At 66.8% G+C, this 22,631-nt stretch carries 19 protein-coding genes and 2 tRNA genes; 12 read left to right on the forward strand and 9 right to left on the reverse strand.

Annotated elements, in window-relative coordinates; translation table 11 throughout:
- The first annotated feature begins 57 nt into the window (after positions 1-57).
- Together GGR90_RS06065 and GGR90_RS06070 are read left to right on the forward strand one after the other, a co-directional pair.
- Positions 58-417, forward strand: a complete 360-nt coding sequence (locus GGR90_RS06065) for a VOC family protein (protein ID WP_167920230.1) — start codon at positions 58-60, stop codon at positions 415-417.
- A gap of 53 nt (positions 418-470) precedes the next feature.
- A complete protein-coding gene (locus GGR90_RS06070) occupies positions 471-1,064 on the forward strand; it encodes a DUF899 family protein (RefSeq protein WP_167920232.1) in 594 nt (197 codons plus the stop codon).
- A gap of 48 nt (positions 1,065-1,112) precedes the next feature.
- Here the strand turns inward: GGR90_RS06070 and GGR90_RS06075 are convergent.
- The 6 genes from GGR90_RS06075 to GGR90_RS06095 form a co-directional block, all read right to left on the reverse strand.
- A tRNA-Glu gene (locus tag GGR90_RS06075) sits at positions 1,113-1,187 on the reverse strand.
- Between the two features lie 48 nt (positions 1,188-1,235).
- Positions 1,236-1,311, reverse strand: a tRNA-Glu gene (locus GGR90_RS06080).
- A 93-nt stretch (positions 1,312-1,404) separates the two neighbouring features.
- The gene (recJ, locus tag GGR90_RS06085; protein WP_167920234.1) at positions 1,405-3,183 is read right to left on the reverse strand and encodes a single-stranded-DNA-specific exonuclease RecJ; all 1,779 of its coding nucleotides are present in this window, start codon (positions 3,181-3,183) and stop codon (positions 1,405-1,407) included.
- Positions 3,180-4,706 (reverse strand): PH domain-containing protein, encoded by a 1,527-nt coding sequence (locus tag GGR90_RS06090; protein WP_245198411.1) that lies wholly within the window; start codon positions 4,704-4,706, stop codon positions 3,180-3,182. Before GGR90_RS06090 ends, recJ begins: the two co-directional genes overlap by 4 nt.
- The gene (locus GGR90_RS19430; protein WP_245198412.1) at positions 4,703-5,233 is read right to left on the reverse strand and encodes a PH domain-containing protein; all 531 of its coding nucleotides are present in this window, start codon (positions 5,231-5,233) and stop codon (positions 4,703-4,705) included. The genes GGR90_RS06090 and GGR90_RS19430 overlap by 4 nt, the downstream gene beginning before the upstream one ends.
- 25 nt (positions 5,234-5,258) lie before the next feature.
- Positions 5,259-7,220: an alkyl/aryl-sulfatase gene (locus GGR90_RS06095; protein WP_167920236.1), complete on the reverse strand. Its 1,962-nt coding sequence runs from the start codon at positions 7,218-7,220 to the stop codon at positions 5,259-5,261.
- Positions 7,221-7,284: 64 nt separating this feature from the next.
- Here GGR90_RS06095 and GGR90_RS06100 point away from each other — a divergent pair, with 64 nt between their 5' ends.
- The 6 genes from GGR90_RS06100 (at position 7,285) to GGR90_RS06125 (ending at position 18,083) form a co-directional block, all read left to right on the forward strand.
- Positions 7,285-7,773 (forward strand): NAD(P)H-dependent oxidoreductase, encoded by a 489-nt coding sequence (locus tag GGR90_RS06100; RefSeq protein WP_167920238.1) that lies wholly within the window; start codon positions 7,285-7,287, stop codon positions 7,771-7,773.
- 69 nt (positions 7,774-7,842) lie between these two features.
- Positions 7,843-10,260 carry a ligase-associated DNA damage response DEXH box helicase gene (locus GGR90_RS06105; RefSeq protein WP_167920240.1) on the forward strand — a complete coding sequence of 806 codons (2,418 nt, stop codon included), beginning with the start codon at positions 7,843-7,845 and terminating at the stop codon, positions 10,258-10,260.
- 76 nt (positions 10,261-10,336) lie between these two features.
- Positions 10,337-11,368 (forward strand): aspartyl protease family protein, encoded by a 1,032-nt coding sequence (locus GGR90_RS06110; protein WP_167920242.1) that lies wholly within the window; start codon positions 10,337-10,339, stop codon positions 11,366-11,368.
- Positions 11,369-11,423: 55 nt separating this feature from the next.
- Entirely contained in the window at positions 11,424-12,146 is a 723-nt protein-coding gene (gene pdeM / locus GGR90_RS06115; RefSeq protein ID WP_167920244.1) for a ligase-associated DNA damage response endonuclease PdeM, read from the forward strand.
- A 152-nt stretch (positions 12,147-12,298) separates the two neighbouring features.
- Positions 12,299-15,112 (forward strand): TonB-dependent receptor, encoded by a 2,814-nt coding sequence (locus GGR90_RS06120; RefSeq protein ID WP_167920246.1) that lies wholly within the window; start codon positions 12,299-12,301, stop codon positions 15,110-15,112.
- A 241-nt stretch (positions 15,113-15,353) separates the two neighbouring features.
- The gene (locus GGR90_RS06125; RefSeq protein WP_167920248.1) at positions 15,354-18,083 is read left to right on the forward strand and encodes a TonB-dependent receptor; all 2,730 of its coding nucleotides are present in this window, start codon (positions 15,354-15,356) and stop codon (positions 18,081-18,083) included.
- Positions 18,084-18,332: 249 nt separating this feature from the next.
- On the opposite strand, the gene GGR90_RS06130 is transcribed toward GGR90_RS06125, so the two are convergent.
- Positions 18,333-18,695: a response regulator gene (locus GGR90_RS06130; RefSeq protein WP_167920250.1), complete on the reverse strand. Its 363-nt coding sequence runs from the start codon at positions 18,693-18,695 to the stop codon at positions 18,333-18,335.
- Between the two features lie 90 nt (positions 18,696-18,785).
- Here GGR90_RS06130 and GGR90_RS06135 point away from each other — a divergent pair, with 90 nt between their 5' ends.
- From GGR90_RS06135 to GGR90_RS06150, 4 genes are read left to right on the forward strand one after another with little or no spacing between them, the layout of a single operon-like run.
- The gene (locus GGR90_RS06135) at positions 18,786-19,049 is read left to right on the forward strand and encodes a DUF3572 family protein (RefSeq protein ID WP_167920252.1); all 264 of its coding nucleotides are present in this window, start codon (positions 18,786-18,788) and stop codon (positions 19,047-19,049) included.
- Positions 19,046-19,687 (forward strand): HAD family hydrolase, encoded by a 642-nt coding sequence (locus tag GGR90_RS06140; RefSeq protein ID WP_167920254.1) that lies wholly within the window; start codon positions 19,046-19,048, stop codon positions 19,685-19,687. Before GGR90_RS06135 ends, GGR90_RS06140 begins: the two co-directional genes overlap by 4 nt.
- 16 nt (positions 19,688-19,703) lie before the next feature.
- The gene (locus tag GGR90_RS06145; protein ID WP_167920256.1) at positions 19,704-20,168 is read left to right on the forward strand and encodes a RidA family protein; all 465 of its coding nucleotides are present in this window, start codon (positions 19,704-19,706) and stop codon (positions 20,166-20,168) included.
- An 8-nt stretch (positions 20,169-20,176) separates the two neighbouring features.
- Positions 20,177-21,328 (forward strand): GNAT family N-acetyltransferase, encoded by a 1,152-nt coding sequence (locus tag GGR90_RS06150; protein ID WP_167920258.1) that lies wholly within the window; start codon positions 20,177-20,179, stop codon positions 21,326-21,328.
- On the opposite strand, the gene GGR90_RS06155 is transcribed toward GGR90_RS06150, so the two are convergent.
- Both GGR90_RS06155 and panC read right to left on the reverse strand, forming a co-directional pair.
- Complete coding sequence (locus GGR90_RS06155) at positions 21,325-21,639, reverse strand: sel1 repeat family protein (protein WP_167920260.1); 315 nt, start codon at positions 21,637-21,639, stop codon at positions 21,325-21,327. The two genes, GGR90_RS06150 and GGR90_RS06155, sit on opposite strands and share 4 nt — an antisense overlap.
- A 141-nt stretch (positions 21,640-21,780) precedes the next feature.
- Positions 21,781-22,620, reverse strand: a complete 840-nt coding sequence (gene panC / locus GGR90_RS06160; protein ID WP_167920262.1) for a pantoate--beta-alanine ligase — start codon at positions 22,618-22,620, stop codon at positions 21,781-21,783.
- Between the last annotated feature and the right edge of the window lie 11 nt (positions 22,621-22,631).

Raw genomic sequence — 22,631 nt, forward strand, 5'->3', positions numbered from 1 at the left:
CCATATTACTCCGAAGCTCTGGTTTGATCACGAGCCTAGGCACCCCGGAGAGCGTCGATGAAGTTGGAGAAGACCTATCCCTCCTTGCTCACAGCCGATCTCGCGGCGGCTGAGCTCTGGTATATGAGGCTGCTCGGCCGCGCGCCGGATTATCGGCCGATGCCGACGTTGCTGCATTGGGAATTGTCCGATCAAGGTGGCCTCATGCTTTCGAGCAGCGAGGAGATTGCCAGCCGCGGCTCGATTTTCCTCTATGTTGCGGATCTCGCGGCGGAACGCCGCCGGCTCGACGAGGCGGGGATCGTGCTCGGCAGCGATATTGCGGGGGATTATTCGACGCTGGCGCAGGTGCGCGATCCCGATGGCAACCTGATCACGCTGGCGACGCCGCCGTCGGGGCCCTTTCCGCCGGCGTAGGACTTCTCGCCGCGGCAGGCACGCACAGACGATCGATTCGGGAGTTGGACAAGATGCGGCACATTTCCGAAAATGAGGCGGCGACGCCCGAAGTGGCGGACCGGGCGACGTTCCAGGCGGGCCTCGACGCTCTGCGGACGCGGGAAAAGGCCCATATGCGCGAAGGCGACGAAATCGCGGCCGCGCGGCGCCGGGTGCCGATGGTCGCGGTGGACGGACGCACGCCGATTATCGGCGCGGAGGGTCCCACGACGTTGCTGGACGCGTTCGAGGGACGGCGAATGCTCATCGCCTATTATTATATGTGGTTCACCGGCAGGCCCGCAGCGAGACAATGCCAGGGATGCAGCTGGTTCACATCGCAGGTGCGCGAATTGAGCTACCTGCATTCGCGCGACGTGACCTATGCGACATTTTGCCAAGGACCCTATGACGAGAGCGCGCGTTACCGCGATTTCATGGGGTGGGATATGCCATGGTATTCGGTCCTCGCCTCGCGCGACACATTGCTGGCCGGGCGCGAGGTCGGCAGCATGTATCTTTCCTCGCGATTGAAAAGCTCTGGCCTCCATCGGATGACAAGACCCGGGAACCGCACGAACGACGCCGAATGGCGAGGCCCAAGCAAAAGGGTGCGATCTCTGTAATCGGGCTTTCGGGGGGTTTATACGCGCGCCGACCACCCGCTTGACCGATGGTGACCCCTACGGGAATCGAACCCGTGTTTCAGCCGTGAGAGGGCCGCGTCCTGACCGCTAGACGAAGGGGCCTTAGGTCGGAAATTTTGCGGGAAAAAGAGCCGACCGCTCTATGACCAATGGTGACCCCTACGGGACTCGAACCCGTGTTTTCGCCGTGAAAGGGCGACGTCCTAGACCGCTAGACGAAGGGGCCGTCTGATCGGTGAGCGGGCGCCTTAGACGGGCGTTCCGGTGCGGTCAAGCGCGGCGGCGGGATCGCCGCGCAAAAATGTTGCGCGGCGGCAAATCAATCGGCCCAGGCGGCGTCCTCGAGATGGAGCTCGGCGGCCGGACGGCTGCCCCAATCGTCGCGTTTTGCGCGTCCCGCCAACCATAATTTGCGCCCGCGCGCGTGGAGCAAAGCCTGTCCCAACTCGGTCGCGGCGCTGCGAAAGGCGACCGCCTTGAAGCGCGCGCCGTCGTCACCCGATACGATCAGGCGGACATGGTCGGTGCCGACGATCCCCGATTCCACGATTCGCACCGGGCCGGTCGCAACGCGGGGCGCGGGCCAGCCGGCGCCATAAGGACCCGCGCTCTCGATCGCCTCGCACCACAGCGGATTGATTCCGCGCGGCGCGAGTACCGCGTCGATCAGCAGCGACTTTTCGCCGCTCGCGCGTTCGACGTCGGCGGCAAGGCGGTCATTGAGGAAAGCGCCGAGCGCATCGACCTTGTCCTTCGCGACGGTCAGCCCCGCCGCCATCGCATGGCCGCCGCCCGCGACGAGCAGTCCCGTTTCCTTCGCGGCGAGGATCGCGGCGCCCAGATCGACGCCGCTGATCGAGCGCCCCGAACCCTTGCCGACGCCATCCTCGTCGAGCGCGATCACGATCGCGGGGCGATGCAATTTTTCTTTCAGGCGCCCGGCGACGATGCCGATCACGCCCGGATGCCAGCCCTCGCCCGCGACGATCGCGACCGGCGCGTTGCCGCAAGCGGCGCTCGCCTCGACCGCCTGTTCCAGCACCGCCGCCTCGATCGCGCGGCGCTCTTCATTCAGCCGATTGAGTTCCTGCGCGATCTCGGCCGCCTCCTGCGGGTCGCTCGTGGTGAGCAGCCGTACCCCGAGGTCGGACTTGCCGACGCGTCCGCCGGCGTTGATCCGCGGGCCGAGCGCGAAGCCCATGTCGCTCGCGCCCGGCGGCTTGGTGAGCCGCGCTGCATCCATCAGCGCGGCGAGGCCGATGTTGCCGCGCCGCGCCATCACCTTCAGCCCCTGCGTCACGAGAGCCCGGTTGAAGCCCGTGAGCCGGGCAACATCGGCCACCGTGCCCAATGCGACGAGGTCGAGCAGCTCGATCAGCGCGGGTTCGTCGCGGCCCGCGAAAAAGCTGCGTGCGCGAAGCGTGCGAAGCAGCGCCGCGCCGAGCAGGAAGGCGACTCCGACGGCGGCCAGATTGCCGTGGATCGCGGCCTCGGCCTCCTCGTCGAGCCGGTTGGGGTTCACGAGAGCAAGGGCATCGGGCAGCGTCGTCGCGCATTGGTGGTGATCGACGACAATCACCTCGACCCCCGCCGCCTTGGCCTCGGCGATCGCGTCGAACGCCTGCGCGCCGCAGTCGACGGTGACGACGAGCTTCGACCCCGCTTCGCCGATCTTGACGAGCGCGGCGCCTGAGGGGCCATAGCCTTCCATCAGCCGATCGGGGATATAGGCGCCGACGGGGAGACCGAGCGCGCGGAGCAGCCGCACGAGCAGCGCCGCCGAGGTCGCGCCGTCGACGTCGTAATCGCCGAAAATCGTCACCGCTTCGCGGGCCTCGACCGCATCGGCGAGCCGCGACGCGGCGGCGTCCATGTCGCGAAATAGCGAGGGATCGGGCATGAAGCCGCGCAAGGTCGGCGTGCGCTGGCGATCGAGGTCGTCGCGCGTCACCCCGCGCGCGAGCAGCAATTGCGTCACGAGATCGTCGGGCGCGAGATTCTCGCCGTCCATGTCGGCGCTCGCCCGCCGCCAGTGCCAGGGTTGGCCGGCGATCGAGCGCGTGATGCCCAAAGCCAGGCCGTTCGCCGCGCCGCTCATCGCCGCGCCCTCGCGGCAAGGATGCGGGTGCGCAGGTCGTGCGCGGCGCCAAGAGGGATGGCGGGAATCTCGTGGCTCGCGAGCGAGCTGCCGCCGGGCACGCCGAACACCAAGGTCGCGAGGCCCAGCGGACGCAGGATGAAATCGCTCTTGAGGTCGATGCTCTGCACCGACGCATGCGGCAGCAGCGTCGTCTTGGGCTTCCAGATGCCGCGCCGGATCGCCACTTGCTCGCCGAGGTCGGTCCAGCGGTGGAAGCGGGCACCGAACAGCGACCCCGCACCGATCAACAGTCCGGCAACCGGACCGAGCCAGCCGAGCGGCTGGCCGAAAGACACCGCGACAATCCCGCCCGCCGACGCGCCGACCGCGCCGATCAGGCCGCCGAGCGCGACGATGCGGTGGCTGTGCTGCCACGCCGCCTCCGCGCCCGGCCGCGCGATCGCGATCTCGCCCAGCACCGGGTCGATCTCGGCCAGCTTGCCGAAGGGGACGACCTGATGGTCGCGCTCCTTCTCGCCATCGCTCGCAAGACTCTGCAAGCGGAGTTCGTGCCAGCCGAAACGCCGGCGAAACCAGCCGGTGACAAGGATCGCCGCCTGCACGCGCTTCACCGGCAGCGCGACGTCGGTGCGCGTCGTCAGCCCGCGGGTCCGGCGCAGCGCGCGCGGCTCACGCGTCAGGCGAAAGCCCCAGTTGGCGAAAAACATCGTCGCGATTCCGCTGACGAAACCGATCAGCAGCAGCGACAGCGCCGCGCCGATCCCGGCAATCCAGCGATGCGCGAGCAACCACTGATCGAGGCCCTGGTCTTCGGCGATGTCGATCCAGTCCACCGGATTGAAAATGTTGAAATCGAACGGCAGCAGGCCATCGAAAAACTGCATCGCCGCGCCGACCACCGCCAGCGCGGCGAGCGAGAAGTTGAACAGCCCCGCCGTCAGGAGCCGCCCCGGCGCCATGGCGAAGAGCAACCGGTCGTCCGGCGCGGGCGCGACGTCGGGGGCGTCGGCTGCGACGACCGCCGCCGCCTCGCCGCTGCGATGCGCGCGGATCGTCGTGCGCAGCGCCTGCGCGGCGTCGAGCGCGATCGCGTTGAGCGCGGCGTCATTCTCCTTGCCGCCCGCGCCGGTTTCGAACCCGACCTTGGCGATACCGAACGCGCGCGCGATCAGCCCCTGCTCGATGCTGACGTCCTGAATCCGGTCGAAGGGAATGGTGCGGTGCTGGCGTGCAAAGACGCCGCTTTCGATCACCACCTCGTCGTCGCCGACGAGGAAGCGGAAACGCAGCCACTGGAACCAGGCGGCGAGCAGCGAGATGAGCAGAAAGGCGCCGATCGCGGGCACGATCCAGATCCAGTTGCCCGTAAAGCCGAGCGCCGCGACCGCGGGCAGGGCGTTGAGCGACTTCGGCCCGAGCGCGACGACCGCGAGCGCCAGCGTCGCGGGGTGCAGCCGCTGCCAGCCGGACTCGTCGCCTGGCGCGGCTATGGCGGCGTCGGGGGGGGCGGCGTCGCTCATGCGAAGTCGGTCTGGATATGGCGGCGGATCGTCTCGCGCATCGCCGCTGCCAGATCGCTGGGCAATCCCGGCAGCGTGACCGTGCTGTTGTGCGTGCCCGACGTGTGGACGATGAGGTGAGAGAGGCCGAACCAGCGTTCGATCGGCCCCTGTCCAACGTCGATATGCTGGACGCGCACGAAGGGCACGATCGTGTCGGTACGAAACAGCCAGCCGCGCGCGACGCGAAGCTGGCCTTCGCCGATCTTGTAACCCCAGCGCGACACGCGCCGTGACGGGAAGCTGACGATCGTGACGATCGCGATCAGCCAGGCGAGCGCGGTGATCAGCCCGTACGGCCCCTCGATATGGCGGATCAGCAACGCGTCGAAGACGCTCGCGCCGATCGCCAGCGGGATCAGGTTGAGCGCGGTCGCGATGCGCAGCACCTTGGCATAGGCCGGATCGACCGGATGAAGCCCCTCGGCGGCGTTCAGCGCCTCGGCGTCGAAGGGATCGGTCGGGTGCGCAGCGGGCGTGTCGGTCATATTCCTCCGTTAGCGGCTTCTATCGTTACGGCACAACAACATTGAAGCGCGGATCGGCGAGCGGGTGCAGCGCGAACCACGACAGGAAGGCTTGCCGGTCGCCGGCGATCTTGATCGCGCCCGACTGGATCAGCGCGGGGAATTGCACGCGGCCCATCATCGCTTCGTCGAGAATCTTGCGGTCAATGGTCACCGTCGCGGTCGGGGCCGGGTCGGTCACGCCGTAGCGCGGGAATTCGACGCCGCCGCCGACGACGACGGCAACGCTTTCCTTGCTGTCGGGCAGGATAAACTGGAACGTCCCCCTGACCCCGCTTCCCTTCGCCGCGTCGAAGCGCGTCGCGAGCGCATCGAAGAAGACCGCGGTCGGGATCGCGCTGACGAAACTGCGGCTTTGGCCATTGCTCGTCGCCGCTTCGACCGCATTGCCGCGCAGGCTCGCCGCTCCGGCGAGATAATAATTCCGCCACGCCCCCGATTCGGCCTGATAGCCCAGCTGGTCATAAGCCGAGGCAAGCGCCGCGCGGGCGTTCTCATTGTCCGGCTGAGCAAAGACCAGCTTGTTCAATATTTCCGCCGCCCATCGATAGTCGCCGGCTTTCAGCGCCTCGCGCCCCGCCGCGAGCAGCTTGTCGGCGCCGCCCGCGAGCGCGACATATTTGGGCGCCGATTGCTCGGGAGGCAGCGGGTTGAAGTTCGCCGGATTGCCGTCCCACCAACCGAAATAGCGCTGGTAGGTCGCCTTCATGTCGTGATTGACCGTGCCATAATAGCCCCGCGTCGAAAAATCCGCCGCTTGCACCGGCGCCTCGGCGGTCTGGTCGGCGAGTTCGTGCAACGTCGCGCCGCGGTTCGCGAGGAAAAGCGTGCGGTCGTGGACATAGCGATAGGCGTCGCGCTGGTTCGCGAGCAGCGACGATACTTCGCCCGCGCCCCATGTGGGCCAATGGTGCGACGCCATCGCGACATCGGCCGTGCCGCCCCATTTGAGCAACATCGCGTCGATCACCTTCGACCAGCGCAGCGCATCGCGCACCTGCGCGCCGCGCAGCGTCAGGATATTGTGCAGATTATGGGTCACGACCTCGGTCGTGTGCAGCGCCTTATAGGCGGGGATATAGAAGACGAATTCCGACGGCGCCTCGGTGCCACCCGCGTCGAGAAAGTCGAAGACCAGCCCGTCGATCGTCAGCGTGCCGCCCTTTTCGCCGACGCTTTCGGTCGGTTCCATATAGCCGATCGTCCCCGACGACAGCTTCGGGCCCAGCCCCGCGTCGACCTGGCCCGTCGGGCCGGGGGCGAGGATCGCGCCGAACATATAGAGCGCGCGCCGTCCCATCGCGCCGCCCGCGAGGACATTCTCCGACGTCGCTTCCTCCGAAAAACCGTGCGGCGCGATGATGCGTATCTTTTCGGCCTTCACCCGCTCGGGCGTCACGATCCCGCCGACGCCGCCGAAATGGTCGCTGTGGCTGTGGCTGAAGATCACCGCCTTGATCGGTCGCTTGCCCGATTTCGCTTCAACCGTGTCGGCGAACAGCTTCCATCCGGCTGCCGCAGTCTCCTCCGACAAGAGCGGATCGACGACGATCCAGCCGGTCTTGCCGCGGATGATCGTCATCACCGACAGGTCATAGCCGCGGACCTGCCAGATCTTGTCCGGCACCACTTCGAACAATCCGTGCACAGCGTTGAGCCGCGCCTGCCGCCAGAGCGACGGATTGACCGTATCGGGCGCCTCCCGGGCATCGAGGAAGGCATAGGGCCGCCGGTCCCATATGACCCTGCCGTCTGCGGTCTGGATCAGCCCGTCCGGAATCTCGGCGATCTTGCCGCGCGTCGCATTGGCCGCGTCGCGCGGATCATCGAGCGGCAGGCGCTTTGCGAGTTCGGCCTGCGCGGCGCGGGTCGCCTCGCTCGCGGCATCCTGCGCGAGCGCAGCGAACGGCATCCAGCCGGCGAGCAGCATCATGGTCAGTCGGCGCATCACATCTCTCCCCCATGTTCGGGGCAGCTTGCGCCGCGCCCTTGCGCTTGGCAAGCATCGCCGCATGACCGACGCGCCGCATCTGCTCATCGTCTGGCACAGCCGCACCGGCGGCAGCGAGGCGCTCGCTGCAGCCGCGGCGGAAGGTGCCACTACGGCCGCGAAGCTGATCGCCGCGGACGGCGTCACGCCGGCGCTTCTGCAGGAAGCGGGGGGTTACCTTTTCGTCGGCCCCGAAAATCTCGCCGCGCTGTCGGGCGCGATGAAGGAGATGTTCGATCGCTGCTATTATCCCTGTCTGGGAAGACTCGAAGGCCGTCCCTATGCGACGATCATCTGCGCGGGGTCCGACGGCGAGAATGCCCAGCGCCAGCTCGACCGCATCGCCACCGGCTGGCGGCTGAAGCGCGTCGCCGATCCCGTGATCGTCCATACTGCGGCGCAGACCCCCGAAGCCATCCTCGCGCCGAAGGCCATCGCGCCCGACCGCCTCGCCGAAGCGCGCGACATGGGCGCCGCGCTCGCGGAGGGGCTCGCCGCCGGTATCTTCTGACGATCGCGTCCGGCGCGGTAAGGATTTGAAGCTCTTGCCCCCATCCATGCGCCGCGCCACATCTTGTCCATGCCGCTCCCCGCCCCTTTCACCGACTGGTTCGCCGCGCGCGGGTGGCGGCTGCGGCGGCATCAGGCCGATATGCTCGGCGCGGGCGAGCGCGGCGAGCACGCCTTGCTCGTTGCGGCGACGGGAGCGGGCAAGACCTTGTCGGGGTTTTTGCCGAGCCTCGTCGATCTCGCGCAGCACCCGTCGGACCGGCTCCACACGCTGTATGTTTCGCCGCTCAAGGCGCTCGCGGCCGACGTCGAGCGCAACCTCCTCGGCCCGATCGCCGAGATGGAGCTCGACATCAGCGTCGAGAGCCGCAGCGGCGATACGTCGTCGGACAAGAAGGCGCGGCAGCGCAGCCGGCCGCCGAATATCTTGCTGACGACGCCCGAATCGCTGTCGCTGCTGCTCTCCTATCCCGACAGCTTCACGATGTTCGCGCATGTGAAGACATTGGTGATCGACGAGATCCACGCTTTTGCGCCGGGCAAGCGCGGCGATCTGCTCAGCCTCGCGATGGCGCGGCTCCAGGCGATCGCGCCCGGCCTCCGCCGCGTCGGGCTGTCGGCGACGATCGCCGATCCGGTGCAATATGCCGGCTGGCTGGCGCCGGACAGCCGCGGCGAAACGGTGACGATCGTCGAGGGCGAAGCCGGCGCCGAGCCCGACATCGAGATATTGCTGCCCGAGGGCGCGGTGCCGTGGGCGGGGCATTCGGGGCGCTGGGCGGTGCATCAGGTGATGGAGGTGATCGCCAAGAACCGCACGACGATCATCTTCTGCAACACGCGTGGGCTCGCCGAGCTGATTTTTCAGGAGCTGTGGAAGGTCAACGACCTGAGCCTCCCGATCGCGATCCATCACGGCAGCCTCGACCGCGAAGCGCGCCAGCGCGCCGAAGCCGCGATGGCCGAGGGACGCCTCCGCGCGCTCGTCGCGACCGCGAGCCTCGATTTGGGGCTCGACTGGGGCGACGTCGACTGCGTGATCCAGATGGGGGCGCCAAAGGGCTCGTCGCGGCTGCTTCAGCGCATCGGGCGCGCCAACCACCGGCTCGACGAGCCGAGCCGCGCGTTGATCGTGCCGGGCAACCGCTTCGAATATCTCGAAGCGCAGGCGGCTCTCGACGCCGTGGAAGCGGGCGAGCGCGACGCCGACCGTTTCCGCCCCGGCGCGCTCGACGTGCTCGCGCAGCATGTGATGGCGCTCGCCTGTGCCGCGCCGTTCGACGAGGCCGAGCTGCTCGCCGAGATCCGCACCGCGGCGTCCTACCGCTGGATCGACGCCGATATTTTCGCGCGGCTGCTCGGCTTCGTGCGCGACGGCGGCTATGCACTCAAAAGCTATGACCGCTTCCGCCGCCTCGCCCCCGACGGACCGGGCAAGTGGCGGATCGCGCATCCGCGATTGGCGGCGCAGCACCGGCTCAACGCCGGGATCATCGTCGAAGCGCCGATGGCCGATGTGCGGTTCAAAAACGGCCGCCGCCTCGGCAAGGTCGAGGAATATTTCGCGAGCACACTGACCCCCGGCGACACTTTCGCCTTTGCCGGTTTGAGCCTCGAGGTCGAGGCGATCCGCGACACCGACCTGATCGTCCGCGCGACGACGCGCCCAGCGCGCATCCCGAGCTATATGGGCGCGCGGCTCGCGATCTCGACGCGGCTCGCCGACCGGGTGCGCAGCTTCCTCGCCGAGCCGGCAAGCTGGCAGCGGTTTCCCGAGGATGTCCGCTTCTGGCTCGAAATGCAGGCGCTGCGCTCGGCGCTGCCGAGGCCGGGCGAACTGCTCGTCGAAACCTTCCCGCACGAGGGAAACCATTATCTCGTCTGCTATCCGTTCGAGGGCTGGAACGCGCACCAATCGCTCGGCATGCTCATCACCAAAAGGATGGAGCGCGCCGGATTGCAGCCGCTCGGTTTCGTCGCGTCGGACTATGCCATCGCGGTCTGGTCGCTGCGGCCCGTCACGCACCCCCAAAATCTGTTCGATGCCGAAATCCTGTCCGAGGAGTTCGTCGAATGGGTCGAGCGATCGCACCTTCTGAAGCGCGCGTTCCGCGAGGTCGCGGTCATCGGCGGGCTGATCGAGCGCCAGCACCCGGGCAAGCGCAAGACGGGCAAGCAGGTGACCTTTTCGACCGACCTGATTTTCGACGTGCTGCAAAAATATGAGCCCGACCATCTGCTCCTCGAAGCCGCGTGGGCCGACGCGCGCGAGCGGCTGACCGACGTCGCGCGGCTCGGCGACCTGCTCGACCGCGCCGCGGGGACGATGTTGCACAAGACGCTCGACCGGATCAGCCCGCTCGCCATCCCGGTGCTGGTGCTGATCGGGCGCGAGAATGTCGCGGCGTCGGACCTCGACGATATGCTGCTCGGCGAACTCGCCGATGCGCTGGCCGAAGAGGCGATGCGCGTTGACCCGCAGGAATGAGACGTCGGGCGGCGCGTCGCTTGCCGCAAGGGCCTCACAGGCGTAGACTGGCGCCAGATACATAAGGATGCCAGCGATGACCCGTGCAACCAGGTGGTCCGTCCCATTGGCGCTGCTGCTCGCCGCCCCGGCACTGACCGCGCCCCCCCTCTCTAGCGCGACGCCCGCGCCCGCCGCAGCCCCGACGCCGCCCGGGGCGATGGTCGCGCCGCCGGTCACCGTCGTCCCCTTCATCCAGCCGTTCGACCTCGACGCGACGCGGCGCATGGCGGTGCAGGTCATGGTCGGCGGCGAAGGCCCCTTCTCCTTCCTCGTCGATACCGGCGCCGAGCGCACGGTGATCGCGCGCGAACTCGCCGCGCGGCTGAAGCTGGTCGAAGGCGCCAAGCTCAAGCTCGCGACGATCGGCGGATCGGCGGTGGTGCCGAGTTTCCGCGTCGCGGCGCTGCGGATGTCCGACCTGCACCTCGCCCCGGTCGATGCCCCCGCCTTTTTCGGCCGGCATATCGGCGCCGCGGGGCTGATCGGGGTCGACATGCTCGAAGACCGGCGCCTACTCATCGATTTCCGCAAGGAGACGATGGAGATATTGGAGACGCGCAGGCGTGCGCGCCCGATCATCCGCGACAGCGACGCGATCATCGTCACCGCGCGCAACTCGGCGGGGCGGCTGATCCTGTCCGACGCGCGGCTCGACGGCAAACGCATCGACGTCATCGTCGATACCGGCGCGCAGACCAGCGTCGGCAATATCGCGCTGCAAGAGCTGGTCGCTGCGAAGCGCGCGAACCGCCTGCCGTTCGTGCCGACGACGCTCGGCGCGGTGACCGGCGAGGTGGTGCCGGCGGTGCGCACCGCGATCCGGCGCATCGTGATCAACGGCATGGACGTCAACGACCTGCCCGTCAGCTTCGCCGACAGCCAGGCGTTCCGCGCGCTCGGCCTCGTCGAGCGGCCGGCGCTGCTGCTCGGCATGGACACCTTGTCGCTGTTCGACCGCGTCGAAATCGATTTTCCGAACAAGCGCGTCGTGTTCGACCTGCCCGAAGGGGCGAGCCGCAACATGGGGCGGCGCTTTGCCAACAACGGATTCCGCGTCGGCGGTTAGCTCCGGGCCATCATGGGCGCTTGCGACGGAGCGGCGTCGCCTCCATAGCGGCGCCATGTCCGCCGCGCCGATCTTTGCCTTTGCGGGCCAGCAATTCGAGATGCTGGCCGACCGGGCGCTGTTCTGGCCGCGCCACGGCGCGCTGATCGTCGCCGATCTGCATCTGGAAAAGGCGAGCTGGTATGCGGCGCTGGGCCAGCCGCTGCCCCCCTATGACAGCCACGACACGCTCGACCGGCTCGCCGCGCTCGCCGCCGAAACCGGCGCGCGCGCGATCTGGTGCCTCGGCGACAGTTTCCACGACCGTCACGCCGCGGCGCGCATCGTGCCGGCGGTGGCCGAACGATTGGCGCGGCAGGCGGCATCGGCGCGGCTGCTGTGGGTCGCGGGCAATCACGACGGGCTGACCGGCGGCGCATGGGGCGGCGAGGTCGCCGACGAGCTGGCCGTCGACGGCATCGTCTTTCGCCATCAGAGCCTGGCGCACGAGACGCGGCCCGAAATCTCGGGACATTTCCATCCCAAATTGCGGATCAATGTCCGCGGCCGGCCGATTGCCCGGCCCTGTTTCGCGGGCGACGCGCGGCGGCTGATTCTGCCGGCCTTCGGCAGCCTGACCGGCGGCCTGGCCGCCGAGGACCCGGTCATCGCCAAAAATTTCGATGGACCCTATGAAGCGATGCTCGTCGCGCGCGGACGTCGGCTCCGCTTCCCCTGCGCCGGACGGGGCCGCGATGACGCTACGGCAAGCCGCCCTCTCCGTCGGACGGGGACTTAAGTCCCGCCGAACAGGCGCTTTTCCGGCTGTGGCCGAAAAGCATCACTTTCCCAAAAATGACGCAAATCGGCGCCTCCGGCTGGATCGGAGACGCAATTGAGTTATGCTCCCCCGGCAACAAAAACAATGAAATGTTGAGAGGAGTGCCCGATATGAAATCATCTTCCCTTCGTGCTGCCCGTTTTCTGCGTACCAGCGCGCTGGGCGTCTCGATCGCCATGGCGGCGGTCGCAGCCCCGGCTTTCGCCCAGGATGCACCGGCCGATACCGCGACCGACGATAGCGATAACACGCCGATCATCGTCACCGCGCAGGGCCGTTCGCAGCTTCTGTCCGACGTGCCCGTCGCGATTTCGGCGGTGAGCGCCGAAACGCTGCAGAACAGCGGCGCGAACGACATTCGCCAGTTGAACCAGCTCGCACCGTCGCTGCTCGTGTCGTCGACCGGCTCGGAAGCCAATGGTTCGGCGCGCATCCGCGGCATCGGCACGGTCGGCGACAACCCCGGCCTCGAAAGCTCGGTCCCGGTGTTCATCGACGGCGTCTATCGCTCGCGTTCGGGCATCGGCCTCAACGAGCTGGGCGAGATCGACCGCATCGAAGTGCAGCGCGGCCCGCAGGGCACGCTCGGCGGCCGCAACTCGTCGGCGGGCCTGATCAGCATCTATTCGAAAAAGCCCGATTTCCAGTTCGGCGCCACGGGTGAGATCACCTATGGCAATTATGATTACTGGCGCCTCGGCGGCAGCGTCACCGGCCCGATCAGCGACACGCTCGCCGCGCGCCTCGACGGCGTGTGGGTCAAGCGCGACGGCTTCCTGCACGATGTGAACAACGACCGCGACATCAACAACCGCGATCGTTATTTCCTTCGCGGCCAGCTGCTTTTCGAACCGACCGACGCGCTGTCGGTCCGCCTGATCGCCGATTATACGTCGCGCGAAGAGGAATGCTGCGGCGCCACCTATGTCGGGCCGTCGGTCAATTCCTATATCGGCAATCTCAACAATCCGTCGAACCTGCCCTATCCGCCGGGAACGCCGGTCGGCAACGACGAGAATAATATCATCCAGGTGCTCGCCGACCTCGGCCAGCCGCTCGGCGCGTTCGACCAGGGCTATAGCCGCGACATCTCGGTCACTCCGGGGCGCAGCTTCGCCGGCAAGACGAAGGATTACGGCTTCTCGGGCCAGATCGACTATGACTTCGGCGGCGCGACGCTGACCTCGATCACCGCCTATCGCGAATATCGGTCGAGCCAGGCGGGCGACCTCGACTATGGCGCGGTCGACATCCTCTATCGCGCGCCCGACGCCGACGCCTATCGCCAGTTCCATACCTTCACGCAGGAACTGCGCCTGCAGGGCGAAGCCTTCGACGGCAAGTTCGACTGGCTCGTCGGCGGCTTCTACGCCAATGAAAAGCTGCGCGTGCGCGACAACCTGCGCTTCGGCGAGGATTACGGCCGTTTCGCCAGCTGCCGCATCATTTCGGGCGGCGGGCTCAATTTCCTTTATTCGCCGACGAACCCGCTGTGCGTCGCCCCCGGCGTCGGCCCGGCGACGATCGCGGGTGCCAGCGGCGCGTCGGGTCCCGACATCCTTGCGGGGTTCAATGCGCTCGACGGGCTCGGCGACCTTGGCAGCATCAACGACGTCTATCGCCAGGACGGCGAGAATTGGGCGCTGTTCACGCACAATATCTTCCACATCACCGACAAGCTCGATTTCACCTTCGGGCTCCGTTACACCAACGACAAGAAGAAATTCTCGGCGAGCTTCACCAACGACAACACGGTCTGCACCACCGTTCAGGGGCTGGTGCTCGATGATCTTTCGAGCCCGAACGCCACGGCGCGCGCGCTCGCCGGCGCGCTCATCGGCCTCAGCTGCCAGGGCAATTCGACCGCCGAACTCAATGGCGTGTCGATCAACGACAAAAGAAGCGAGGATGAATTCACCGGCACCGCGATCCTGTCGTACAAGCCGGTCGACGACCTGATGGTCTATGCGAGCTATTCGCGCGGCTATAAGGCGGGCGGCTTCAACCTCGACCGGTCGGCGCTGAAATCGCCGATCCTGCCCTTCGCGCTGTCGGGCGGGGCACAGGCGCTGGTCGGCGCGCTGCAGTTCGATCCCGAAACGGTCGACAGCTATGAAATCGGCGCCAAATATTCGACCGGCCCGTTCGGCCTCGGCCTCACCTTCTTCCGGTCGGATTTCTCGAGCTTCCAGCTCAACACGTTCAACGGCACGGTCTTCCTCGTCCAGAACGTCAACGGCTGCGACAGCGACCTGGGTGGCGGCGACCGCGATCAGAGCAAGTTCCTCGGCGCGCCCAATTACAACGGCGCGGCGGCGACCACCGGCGCTTGCCCCGCGGACGACGTCAGCCATGGCGTCCGGTCGCAGGGCTTCGAGCTCGAAGCCTCGCTCGTTCCGGCGCGCAGCTTCCGCATGACCGCCGGCCTGACCTATGCGAAGACCAAATATCGCGGTCAGCTGGTCGGCAATGATTCGGGCGCGCCGCTCGATCAGGCACTGCGCCTGCTGCCGGGCAACAATCTGTCGAACGCGCCCGAGCTGGTCGCGACCGGCAGCGTCGCCTGGACCCCCGACATCGGCAGCAGCGGGCTGACCGGCCTCGTCTATGTCGATGGCCGCATGACCAGCGACTACAACACCGGGTCGGACCTGTTCCCGCAAAAGGCGCAGGACGGCTATGCGCTGTTCAACGCGCGCCTCGGCGTGCGCGGACCCGATGAGAAATGGGGCATCGAACTCTGGGCCCAGAATATCTTCAACAAGCAATATGCCCAGGTCGCGTTCAACTCGCCGTTCCAGGAAGGCGCGACTTCGACCGGCACCGCCTTCGCCGACCCGCAATATCCGGGCGGGCGCCAGATCTTCTCGCAGTTCCTGGCCGAACCCAGGACCTATGGCGTGACGCTGCGCGGCAAATTCTGATCGCGTCGATCGGGTGAATTCGAGGGGGCGGAGCCGGTGGCTTCGCCCCCTTTTCTTTGCCCGGACGCGTCAACCCGTCACATCTGACAGCTGTGACACAAAAGCCGCGCGCCCAGCAGAATGACGTTAGGGCGGCGGCGCCGCGCTGGCATCGCGCGCGCAAGTCGTGATACGCCTCGACCATAAACAAAAATCGCTCTCCCCCGCACCGATGAACGATCGTGAGAGGAGGGCCATTTTCATGAAAAACAATTGCCGCCGTGCCGCCGGGCTGCTGCGAACCAGCGCTGCAGGGCTGTCGCTTGCGCTCGGCCTCGTCGCCGTGCCCGCCATCGCGCAGGACGCCGCGGGCGCCGAAACCGACGACAGCACCATCATCGTCACCGCGACGCGGCGCAGCGAGGCGCTGTCCGACGTGCCGATCGCGGTCTCGGCGGTCACCGGCGACACGCTCGAAAAGACGGGAGCGACCGACGTGCGCGCGCTGGGGCAGGTCGCGCCGTCGCTGCTCGTGTCGGGCGCGACGAGCGAGGTCAACTTCACCGCGCGTATCCGCGGCATCGGCACGGTCGGCGAGAATCCCGGGCTCGAAAGCTCGGTCGGCCTGTTCATCGACGGCGTCTATCGCAGCCGGACCGGGGTCGGCCTGTCCGAACTCGGCGACATCGAGCGCGTCGAGGTGCTGCGCGGGCCGCAGGGCACGCTGTTCGGCCGCAACTCGACCGCCGGCTTGATCAACATCGTCACCAAGGGGCCTGAGCTCGGCCGTTTCGCCGGCAAGGGGTCGCTATCCTACGGCAATTACGACTATTGGCGCGTCGACGGCATGATCAACGCGCCGCTGGGCGACAAGGCGGCGGTGCGGCTCGACGGTGTCTGGCAGCAGCGCGACGGCTTCATTGACAATGCGACCGACGGCGAGCCCGATATCAACGACCGCGACCGCTGGCTGATCAAGGGCCAGCTGCTGCTCGAACCCGCCGAAAATATCACGCTGCGGCTGATCGCGGACTATTCGAAGCGCGAAGAGAATTGCTGCGGCGGCGTGCTGCTGAATCCTGTGCGCAGCCTGACGCGCGGGCCCGACGGCGTCCCCGTGGCGTCGCCGAACACGCTGCTGCCGCTGCTCCAGTTCCTCGGCGCCAACCATCAGGTCGCGCCGGCCGGCGACAGCTTCGTGCGCCGCCAGTCGACGACGCCGGGCGTCGGCTACCGGTCGGACACCAAGGATTGGGGCGTGTCGGGCGAGCTCGACTGGGATTTCGGCGGCGCGACGCTGACCTCGATCACCGCCTATCGCGATTACAAGAATGCGCAGGGCCAGGATTCGGATTTCAACACGCTCGACATATTGCGGCGCACCGACCTCGACCGCCGGTTCCGGCTGTTCACGCAGGAGCTGCGGCTGCAGGGCGAGGCGTTCGATGGCCGCCTCGACTGGCTCGTCGGCGGCTATTATGCCAACGAGAAGCTCGATGTCGACGACGACATCGTCTATGGCGCCGACTATCAGCGCTATGCCAACTGCCTCGCGGCGGCGGCGCTCGCCCCGACCTTCCTCAACCCGGCGTCGCCGACCTGTTCGAACCTGCCCGCGGCGAGCTTCCCGGGCTTTCAGGGCATCGCCGCGCTGCTCGGCGCCGCGCCGCTGGGTGGCACCGGCAACAATGGATCGACCTTTGCCCAGCGCAGCACCAATTATGCGGTCTTCACGCATAACAGCTTCGACATTGTCGAGGATGCCCTGACGCTGACCGTCGGCGCGCGCTACACGCATGAGAAGAAGACGCTGTCCGGCGATGCCAATTTCACCAACACTTTGTGCCCCGCGATCGTCAATTCGCCCTTGCAGGCGCTCGCGAGCCTCGCCTGCGTGATCAACGGCACCGCGCCCGACATCGTTGCCGGCGCGCCGGGGACCAAATTCAGCGAAGGCCAGTGGACGGGCACGGCGGTGCTGAGCTGGAAGCCCGCGCCCGAGTGGCTCGTTTATGCCTCGGCGTCGAAGGGCTACAAGGCGGGCGGCTTCAACCTCGACTATTCGGCGCTCGACCGGCCGTGCAGCACGACCGCGGGATCGGACGCGCAGGATGCTGCCTGCGTGACGTTGCTCGCGCGGCCGGCGAACACACCGGGCAACGCGCGGCCCGAGACGAGCGACCTGCAATTCGCGAGTGAGAAGGTCGACGCCTATGAACTCGGCGTCAAATGGGATGGTCCGGGGATCGACGTCAATCTTGCTGCCTTTTGGCAGGAATATAGCAATTACCAGCTCAACACCTTCAACGGCGTCAATTTCGAAGTCACCAACATCCAGGCGTGCAAGGACGATCTGGGGACCGGACCGACCGACAACAGCGCCGCGACGGGCGGCTGCGCGTCCGACCGGCTGAAGCCCGGCGTCGTCGCCAAGGGGTTCGAGATCGAGACCTTCCTGCGCCCCGCGCGCTATCTGTCGGTCAATATGGGGCTGACCTATGTCGACACCCTCTATCGCCGCAACCTCGTCGGCACCGGCGGCCGGCCGCTGTCGCCCGTCCTGTTCCAGCTGCCCGGGCGCGGGGTTTCGAATGCCGCCAAATATGTCGCGACCGCGGGGATCAGCTGGACGCCGCCGATCGGCGACAGCGGGCTGAGCGCGCTCGTCTATTTCGACACGCGGCTCCAGAGCGACACCAACACCGGGTCGGACCTCGACGTCGAAAAGGTGCAGGACGGCTTTGCGGTCTTCAACGGCCGGATCGGTCTTTATGGGCGCGATCGCCGCTGGGGGATCGAGCTGTGGGGGCAGAATCTGTTCAACAAGCGATATTTCCAGATCGGCGCCGACATGCCGCTACAGGGATCGGGGTCGTTCCGCACCGTCGCGGCACCCGCGTCGCTCGGTTTTCCGGCGACCGCGAACCCGCTCTTCGTCGGCTTCCCCGGCGAGCCGCGCACCTATGGCGTGACCTTGCGCGGCCAGTTCTGACCGTCTCTCCCCCTCCCCGAAGTCGGGGAGGGCGTAGGGAGGGCCTGCCGCGGCCGGGCACTGTCGCGACAGGCCCTTTCCTTCAGGGAGAGGCGGTTTGGGGGTGGAGAGCTGCAGTCCCGTTTACGTTCGTGTCGAGCGAAGTCGAGATACCCATCGATGGAGCGCCCGGCCCCGAGGGGCATCTCGACTTCGCTCGATGCGAACGGGTTTGGAAAAGCGAGCCGCAGCTATCGGCCGCAACCCGCCCTAGGCGAACACTCCGACGCTCTCGATGAACTTGATCACCGAAATCGGTTTCGAGACATAGGCTTCGGCGCCCGCGGCGCGGATCTGTTCCTCGTCGCCCTTCCCCGCATAGGCGGTGACCGCCATGATCGGCACCGCGCGCAAGGTCAGGTCGGCCTTCATCTGGCCGATCAGGTCGAGCCCGCTGACGTGCGGCAGCTGGATGTCCATGATGATGAGGTCGGGCGACACTTCGCGCGCCTTCGCCAGCGCATCGCGCCCGTCGCGCACCGGATGCGCGCTATAGCCATGGGCGTTGAGCAGGTCGCAAAACAGGCGCAGGTTGAGCTCATTATCTTCGACGACCAGGATGGTCTTGCCCATGTGCGTTCCGTTCCCCACCTTGCTTGCGCGGTCCGTTTAGGCGAATCGGCCGCACGACACAATTGTATCGCGGCGAAGGGAAATCGATTCGTGCACGACGATGACGTGGCGCTGGCGCTCCAGGCGCTTGGGTGGATATTGAGCGACGAACCGCGCGCCGAACGGCTGCTTGGTCTGACCGGGCTCGCGCCGGACGAGCTGCGCGCCTCGCTCGGCGAGCAGGCGACGCTCGCGGCAATCCTGTCGTTCCTCACGAACCACGAGAACGACCTTCTCGCTTGCGCCAGTGCGCTGCAGGTGCCGCCCGCCACGATCGCCGCCGCCGCCCAACGACTTGAAGGAACACCCGCATGACCCGCCCGCTCGTCATCACCGATTGCGACGAGGTGCTGATGCACATGGTCGTGCCCTTCGCCGAATGGGTCGACGCCGAACATGGCGTGATTTTCCGCATCGAGGATGCGAGCTTCGCCAATGCGCTGAAGCGCAAGGAATGCGGCACGCCGCTCGAGGCGGCCGAGGTCTGGCCTTTGCTCGACGGCTTCTTCCGTAAGGAGATGGTACGGCAATATCCGATCCCCGGCGCCTTGGCAGCAATGGCGACGATCGGCGCCGAGGCCGATATCGTGGTGCTGACCAATGTCGGCCCCGAGCATCAGCAGGGGCGGATCGAGCAGCTCGCGCTCCATGATTTCCACGCGCCGGTGATCGGCAGCCGCGGCGGCAAGGGCGAGCCGGTGCGCCGTCTGATGGAGCAATATCAACCCTCGGTCGCGGTGTTCATCGACGATCTGGCAGGTCATCACCAGTCGGTCGCTGAGGCCGCCCCCGATGTGTGGCGCCTCCACCTCGTCGGCGAGCCCGCGATCGCCGACAAGATCGCGCCCTCGCCTTATGCCCATGCGCGAATCGACGATTGGAAAGCGGCGCAGCACTGGATATTGGCGCGCCTCGCCGAAAACATCCCCGCCCCGGCCCGCGAACCGGTTTAATCAAGGAACACACCCCATGGATATCGCCGCCAAAATCGCCACCCTCGGCCTCGAACTCCCCAAGCCCGCCGCGCCGGTCGCCGCCTATGTGCCCGTCGTCGAACATGGCGGCCTGCTCTATGTCAGCGGCCAGCTGCCCTTCCGCGATGGGCAGGTCGTCACCGGCCGCCTTGGCGAAGATGTCGACGTTGCGGGCGGGCAGGACGCCGCCCAGCGCGTCGCGCTGATGCTCGTCGCGCAGATCGGGCAGGCACTCGGCGGCGACTGGTCGCGCGTCGAGCGCGTCGTCAAGCTTGGTGTGTTCGTCAACAGCGCGCCCGGCTTCACCGATCAGGCGAAGGTCGCCAACGGCGCGTCGGAGCTGTTCGAAACGCTGTTCGGCGAGGCGGGTCGCCACGCGCGCGCCGCGGTCGGCGTTGCGGTGCTGCCGCTCGGCGCGGCGGTCGAGGCCGACGCGATCGTCGCGGTGAAACCCGCGTAAGGAACCCGGTGGCCGAAGCCGACCCACCCGCGCGAACGATATCGCTCGGCACCGGCGTCGCCGCGATCGATGCGGCGGCGTGGGATGCGCTGCACGATGGCGGCAATCCGTTCGTCGGCCACGCCTTCCTGAGGCTGCTCGAGCAATCGGGCAGCGTCGGGCCGGGCACCGGCTGGCAGGCGGCGCCCTTGCTCGTCGAGGATGCGGCCGGTGCGCTGGTCGCGGCCGCGCCCGCTTATCTGAAATCGCACAGCCAGGGCGAATATGTCTTCGACCATGCGTGGGCCGATGCCTGGACGCGCGCGGGCGGCGATTATTATCCCAAGCTGCAGATCGCCGCACCCTTCACGCCCGTCCCGGGACCGCGCCTGCTGGCGAAGGACAGAGGCGACGCGCTGTTGCTGCTTCGCGCCGCCGAGGCGGTGGTGCGGCAAAACGGGCTATCGTCGGCGCATGCCACTTTCGTGGCGCCCGATCAGATGTCGCTGTTCGAGGAAGCGGGCTGGCTCGTCCGCCGCGACATTCAGTTCCATTTCGCGAACGCGGGCTACGCGAGCTTCGACGATTTCCTCGCCACGCTGAATTCGCAGAAACGCAAGCAGTTGCGCAAGGAACGGGCGCGCGCGACCCAAGGTCTGCGCGTCGAGGAATGGACGGGCGATGCGATCCGTCCCGAACATTGGGACGCGATGTGGCTTTTCTATCAGGACACCGGCGCGCGCAAATGGGGACATCCCTACCTCACGCGCGAAGCGTTCGACCTGATGGGCGAACACATGGCGGACCGGATCATTTTGCTCATCGCCTATGACGCCGACGAGCGGCCGATTGCCGGCGCGCTGCATTTCCTCGGCGCCGACACACTCTATGGCCGCTATTGGGGCTGTCTCGTCGAGATCCCCTATCTGCATTTCGAACTATGCTATTACCGCGCGATCGACATCGCGATCGAGCGCGGGCTCAAACGGGTCGAGGCGGGGGCGCAGGGCGGGCACAAGCTCGCGCGCGGTTATGGCCCCGTCGCGACATGGTCGGCGCATTATATCGCCGATCCCGGCTTTCGCCGTGCGGTATCCGATTATCTCGAGCAGGAACGGCAGGCCGAAGCGACCGAAATGGAATGGTTGGAAGGGAAAACGCCGTTCAAGCGGGAGGATTAAGCCGCGAAGCGCCGCGCTGCGGGCCGTCTTGCCGTTTCGTCGAGCCAGGCGCGCGCCTGGCGCTGCGCCTCGGCGATTTCATCGCGCGACATTTCGCTCGACAGGTCGGCGCGGCACTGCTGCCCTTCGACATTGCCGCCGAGCGCAGCGAGATTGAACCATTTATGCGCCTGGATCAGGTCGACATCGACCCCGCCCGAGCCGGTCGAAAACGCGATGCCGAGATCGAAATAGGCGCCCGCATCGCCGCGCGCGGCGTCGAGCAAGCGGCTCTCGATCAGATATTGGGCAGACTTCAGACTGTTCGCCATGATAACCCCCTTTGCCTCCACCCCACATGGAGATTCCGGGGGCCAAATTTGCGGTTTATGGTCAACAAAGCGTTAACGGCGATCGCATTTTTTTGTGGATATTGTGTGAACGCCGAAGAAATCGGCGGCTTTCCGCGTTAATCAACCCACCGGCAAATTGTCGATCAGCCGCGTTTTTCCGATCCGCGCTGCCGCGAGAAGGCGAGCGGACTTCCGGAAAGCACTCAATCTTTCAAGGCTGTCGGCGTCAGCCAGGGCAACATAATCGACGCTGTCGAAGCCGCCCTTGACGATCGCGGCCTCGGCCTTGGCGAGCGTATCGCCAACGTCCGCACCGCCGACGATGTCCTGTGCCGCCGCGTTCAGCACTTCGGGAAAGGCGGTCGCCGCCGCGCGCTGCGCGTCCGAAAGATAGGCGTTGCGCGACGACAGCGCGAGGCCGTCGGCGTCGCGCGCGATCGGGGCGCCCAAAATGTCGATCCCGAAATCGAGGTCGCGCGCCATGCGGCGGATGATCGCGAGCTGCTGCCAGTCCTTTTCGCCGAAGATCGCGACGTCGGGCCGCACCTGATTGAACAATTTGGCGACGACCGTCGCGACGCCGTCGAAATGACCGGGACGCGCGGCGCCGCAATAATCGGCGCCAAGCTCGGCGACCTCGATATGCGTGCTATGCCCGCCCGGATACATGGTGCCGACGTCGGGCGCCCAGAGCAAGCTTACGCCTTCCTCGACGAGCAGCGCGGCGTCGCGCGCCTCGTCGCGCGGATAGGCGCCGAAATCCTCATTGGGGCCGAATTGCGTCGGATTGACGAAAATCGACACGACGGCATGGTCGGCGACGCGCCGGCCCATGCGGACGAGCGAGAGATGGCCGTCGTGCAGCGAGCCCATCGTCGGGACCAGCGCGACGCTCTTCCCCCCCTGTTTCAGTGCCGTAACGGCACGGTGCAGCATCGCGATGTCACGGATGATTTGCACGGCTCGTCGCC

This window comes from Sphingopyxis italica (assembly GCF_011926545.1).
GTDB lineage: Bacteria > Pseudomonadota > Alphaproteobacteria > Sphingomonadales > Sphingomonadaceae > Sphingopyxis > Sphingopyxis italica.

What these genes read in the sequence shown, in the direction of transcription:
- GGR90_RS06065 (WP_167920230.1), top strand. Translation starts at nt 58, where the DNA reads ATGAAGTTGGAGAAGACCTATCCCTCCTTGCTCACAGCCGATCTCGCG.
- GGR90_RS06070 (WP_167920232.1), top strand. Translation starts at nt 471, where the DNA reads ATGCGGCACATTTCCGAAAATGAGGCGGCGACGCCCGAAGTGGCGGAC.
- recJ (WP_167920234.1), bottom strand. Translation starts at nt 3,183, where the DNA reads ATGAGCGGCGCGGCGAACGGCCTGGCTTTGGGCATCACGCGCTCGATC.
- GGR90_RS06090 (WP_245198411.1), bottom strand. Translation starts at nt 4,706, where the DNA reads ATGAGCGACGCCGCCCCCCCCGACGCCGCCATAGCCGCGCCAGGCGAC.
- GGR90_RS19430 (WP_245198412.1), bottom strand. Translation starts at nt 5,233, where the DNA reads ATGACCGACACGCCCGCTGCGCACCCGACCGATCCCTTCGACGCCGAG.
- GGR90_RS06095 (WP_167920236.1), bottom strand. Translation starts at nt 7,220, where the DNA reads ATGCGCCGACTGACCATGATGCTGCTCGCCGGCTGGATGCCGTTCGCT.
- GGR90_RS06100 (WP_167920238.1), top strand. Translation starts at nt 7,285, where the DNA reads ATGACCGACGCGCCGCATCTGCTCATCGTCTGGCACAGCCGCACCGGC.
- GGR90_RS06105 (WP_167920240.1), top strand. Translation starts at nt 7,843, where the DNA reads ATGCCGCTCCCCGCCCCTTTCACCGACTGGTTCGCCGCGCGCGGGTGG.
- GGR90_RS06110 (WP_167920242.1), top strand. Translation starts at nt 10,337, where the DNA reads ATGACCCGTGCAACCAGGTGGTCCGTCCCATTGGCGCTGCTGCTCGCC.
- pdeM (WP_167920244.1), top strand. Translation starts at nt 11,424, where the DNA reads ATGTCCGCCGCGCCGATCTTTGCCTTTGCGGGCCAGCAATTCGAGATG.
- GGR90_RS06120 (WP_167920246.1), top strand. Translation starts at nt 12,299, where the DNA reads ATGAAATCATCTTCCCTTCGTGCTGCCCGTTTTCTGCGTACCAGCGCG.
- GGR90_RS06125 (WP_167920248.1), top strand. Translation starts at nt 15,354, where the DNA reads ATGAAAAACAATTGCCGCCGTGCCGCCGGGCTGCTGCGAACCAGCGCT.
- GGR90_RS06130 (WP_167920250.1), bottom strand. Translation starts at nt 18,695, where the DNA reads ATGGGCAAGACCATCCTGGTCGTCGAAGATAATGAGCTCAACCTGCGC.
- GGR90_RS06140 (WP_167920254.1), top strand. Translation starts at nt 19,046, where the DNA reads ATGACCCGCCCGCTCGTCATCACCGATTGCGACGAGGTGCTGATGCAC.
- GGR90_RS06145 (WP_167920256.1), top strand. Translation starts at nt 19,704, where the DNA reads ATGGATATCGCCGCCAAAATCGCCACCCTCGGCCTCGAACTCCCCAAG.
- GGR90_RS06155 (WP_167920260.1), bottom strand. Translation starts at nt 21,639, where the DNA reads ATGGCGAACAGTCTGAAGTCTGCCCAATATCTGATCGAGAGCCGCTTG.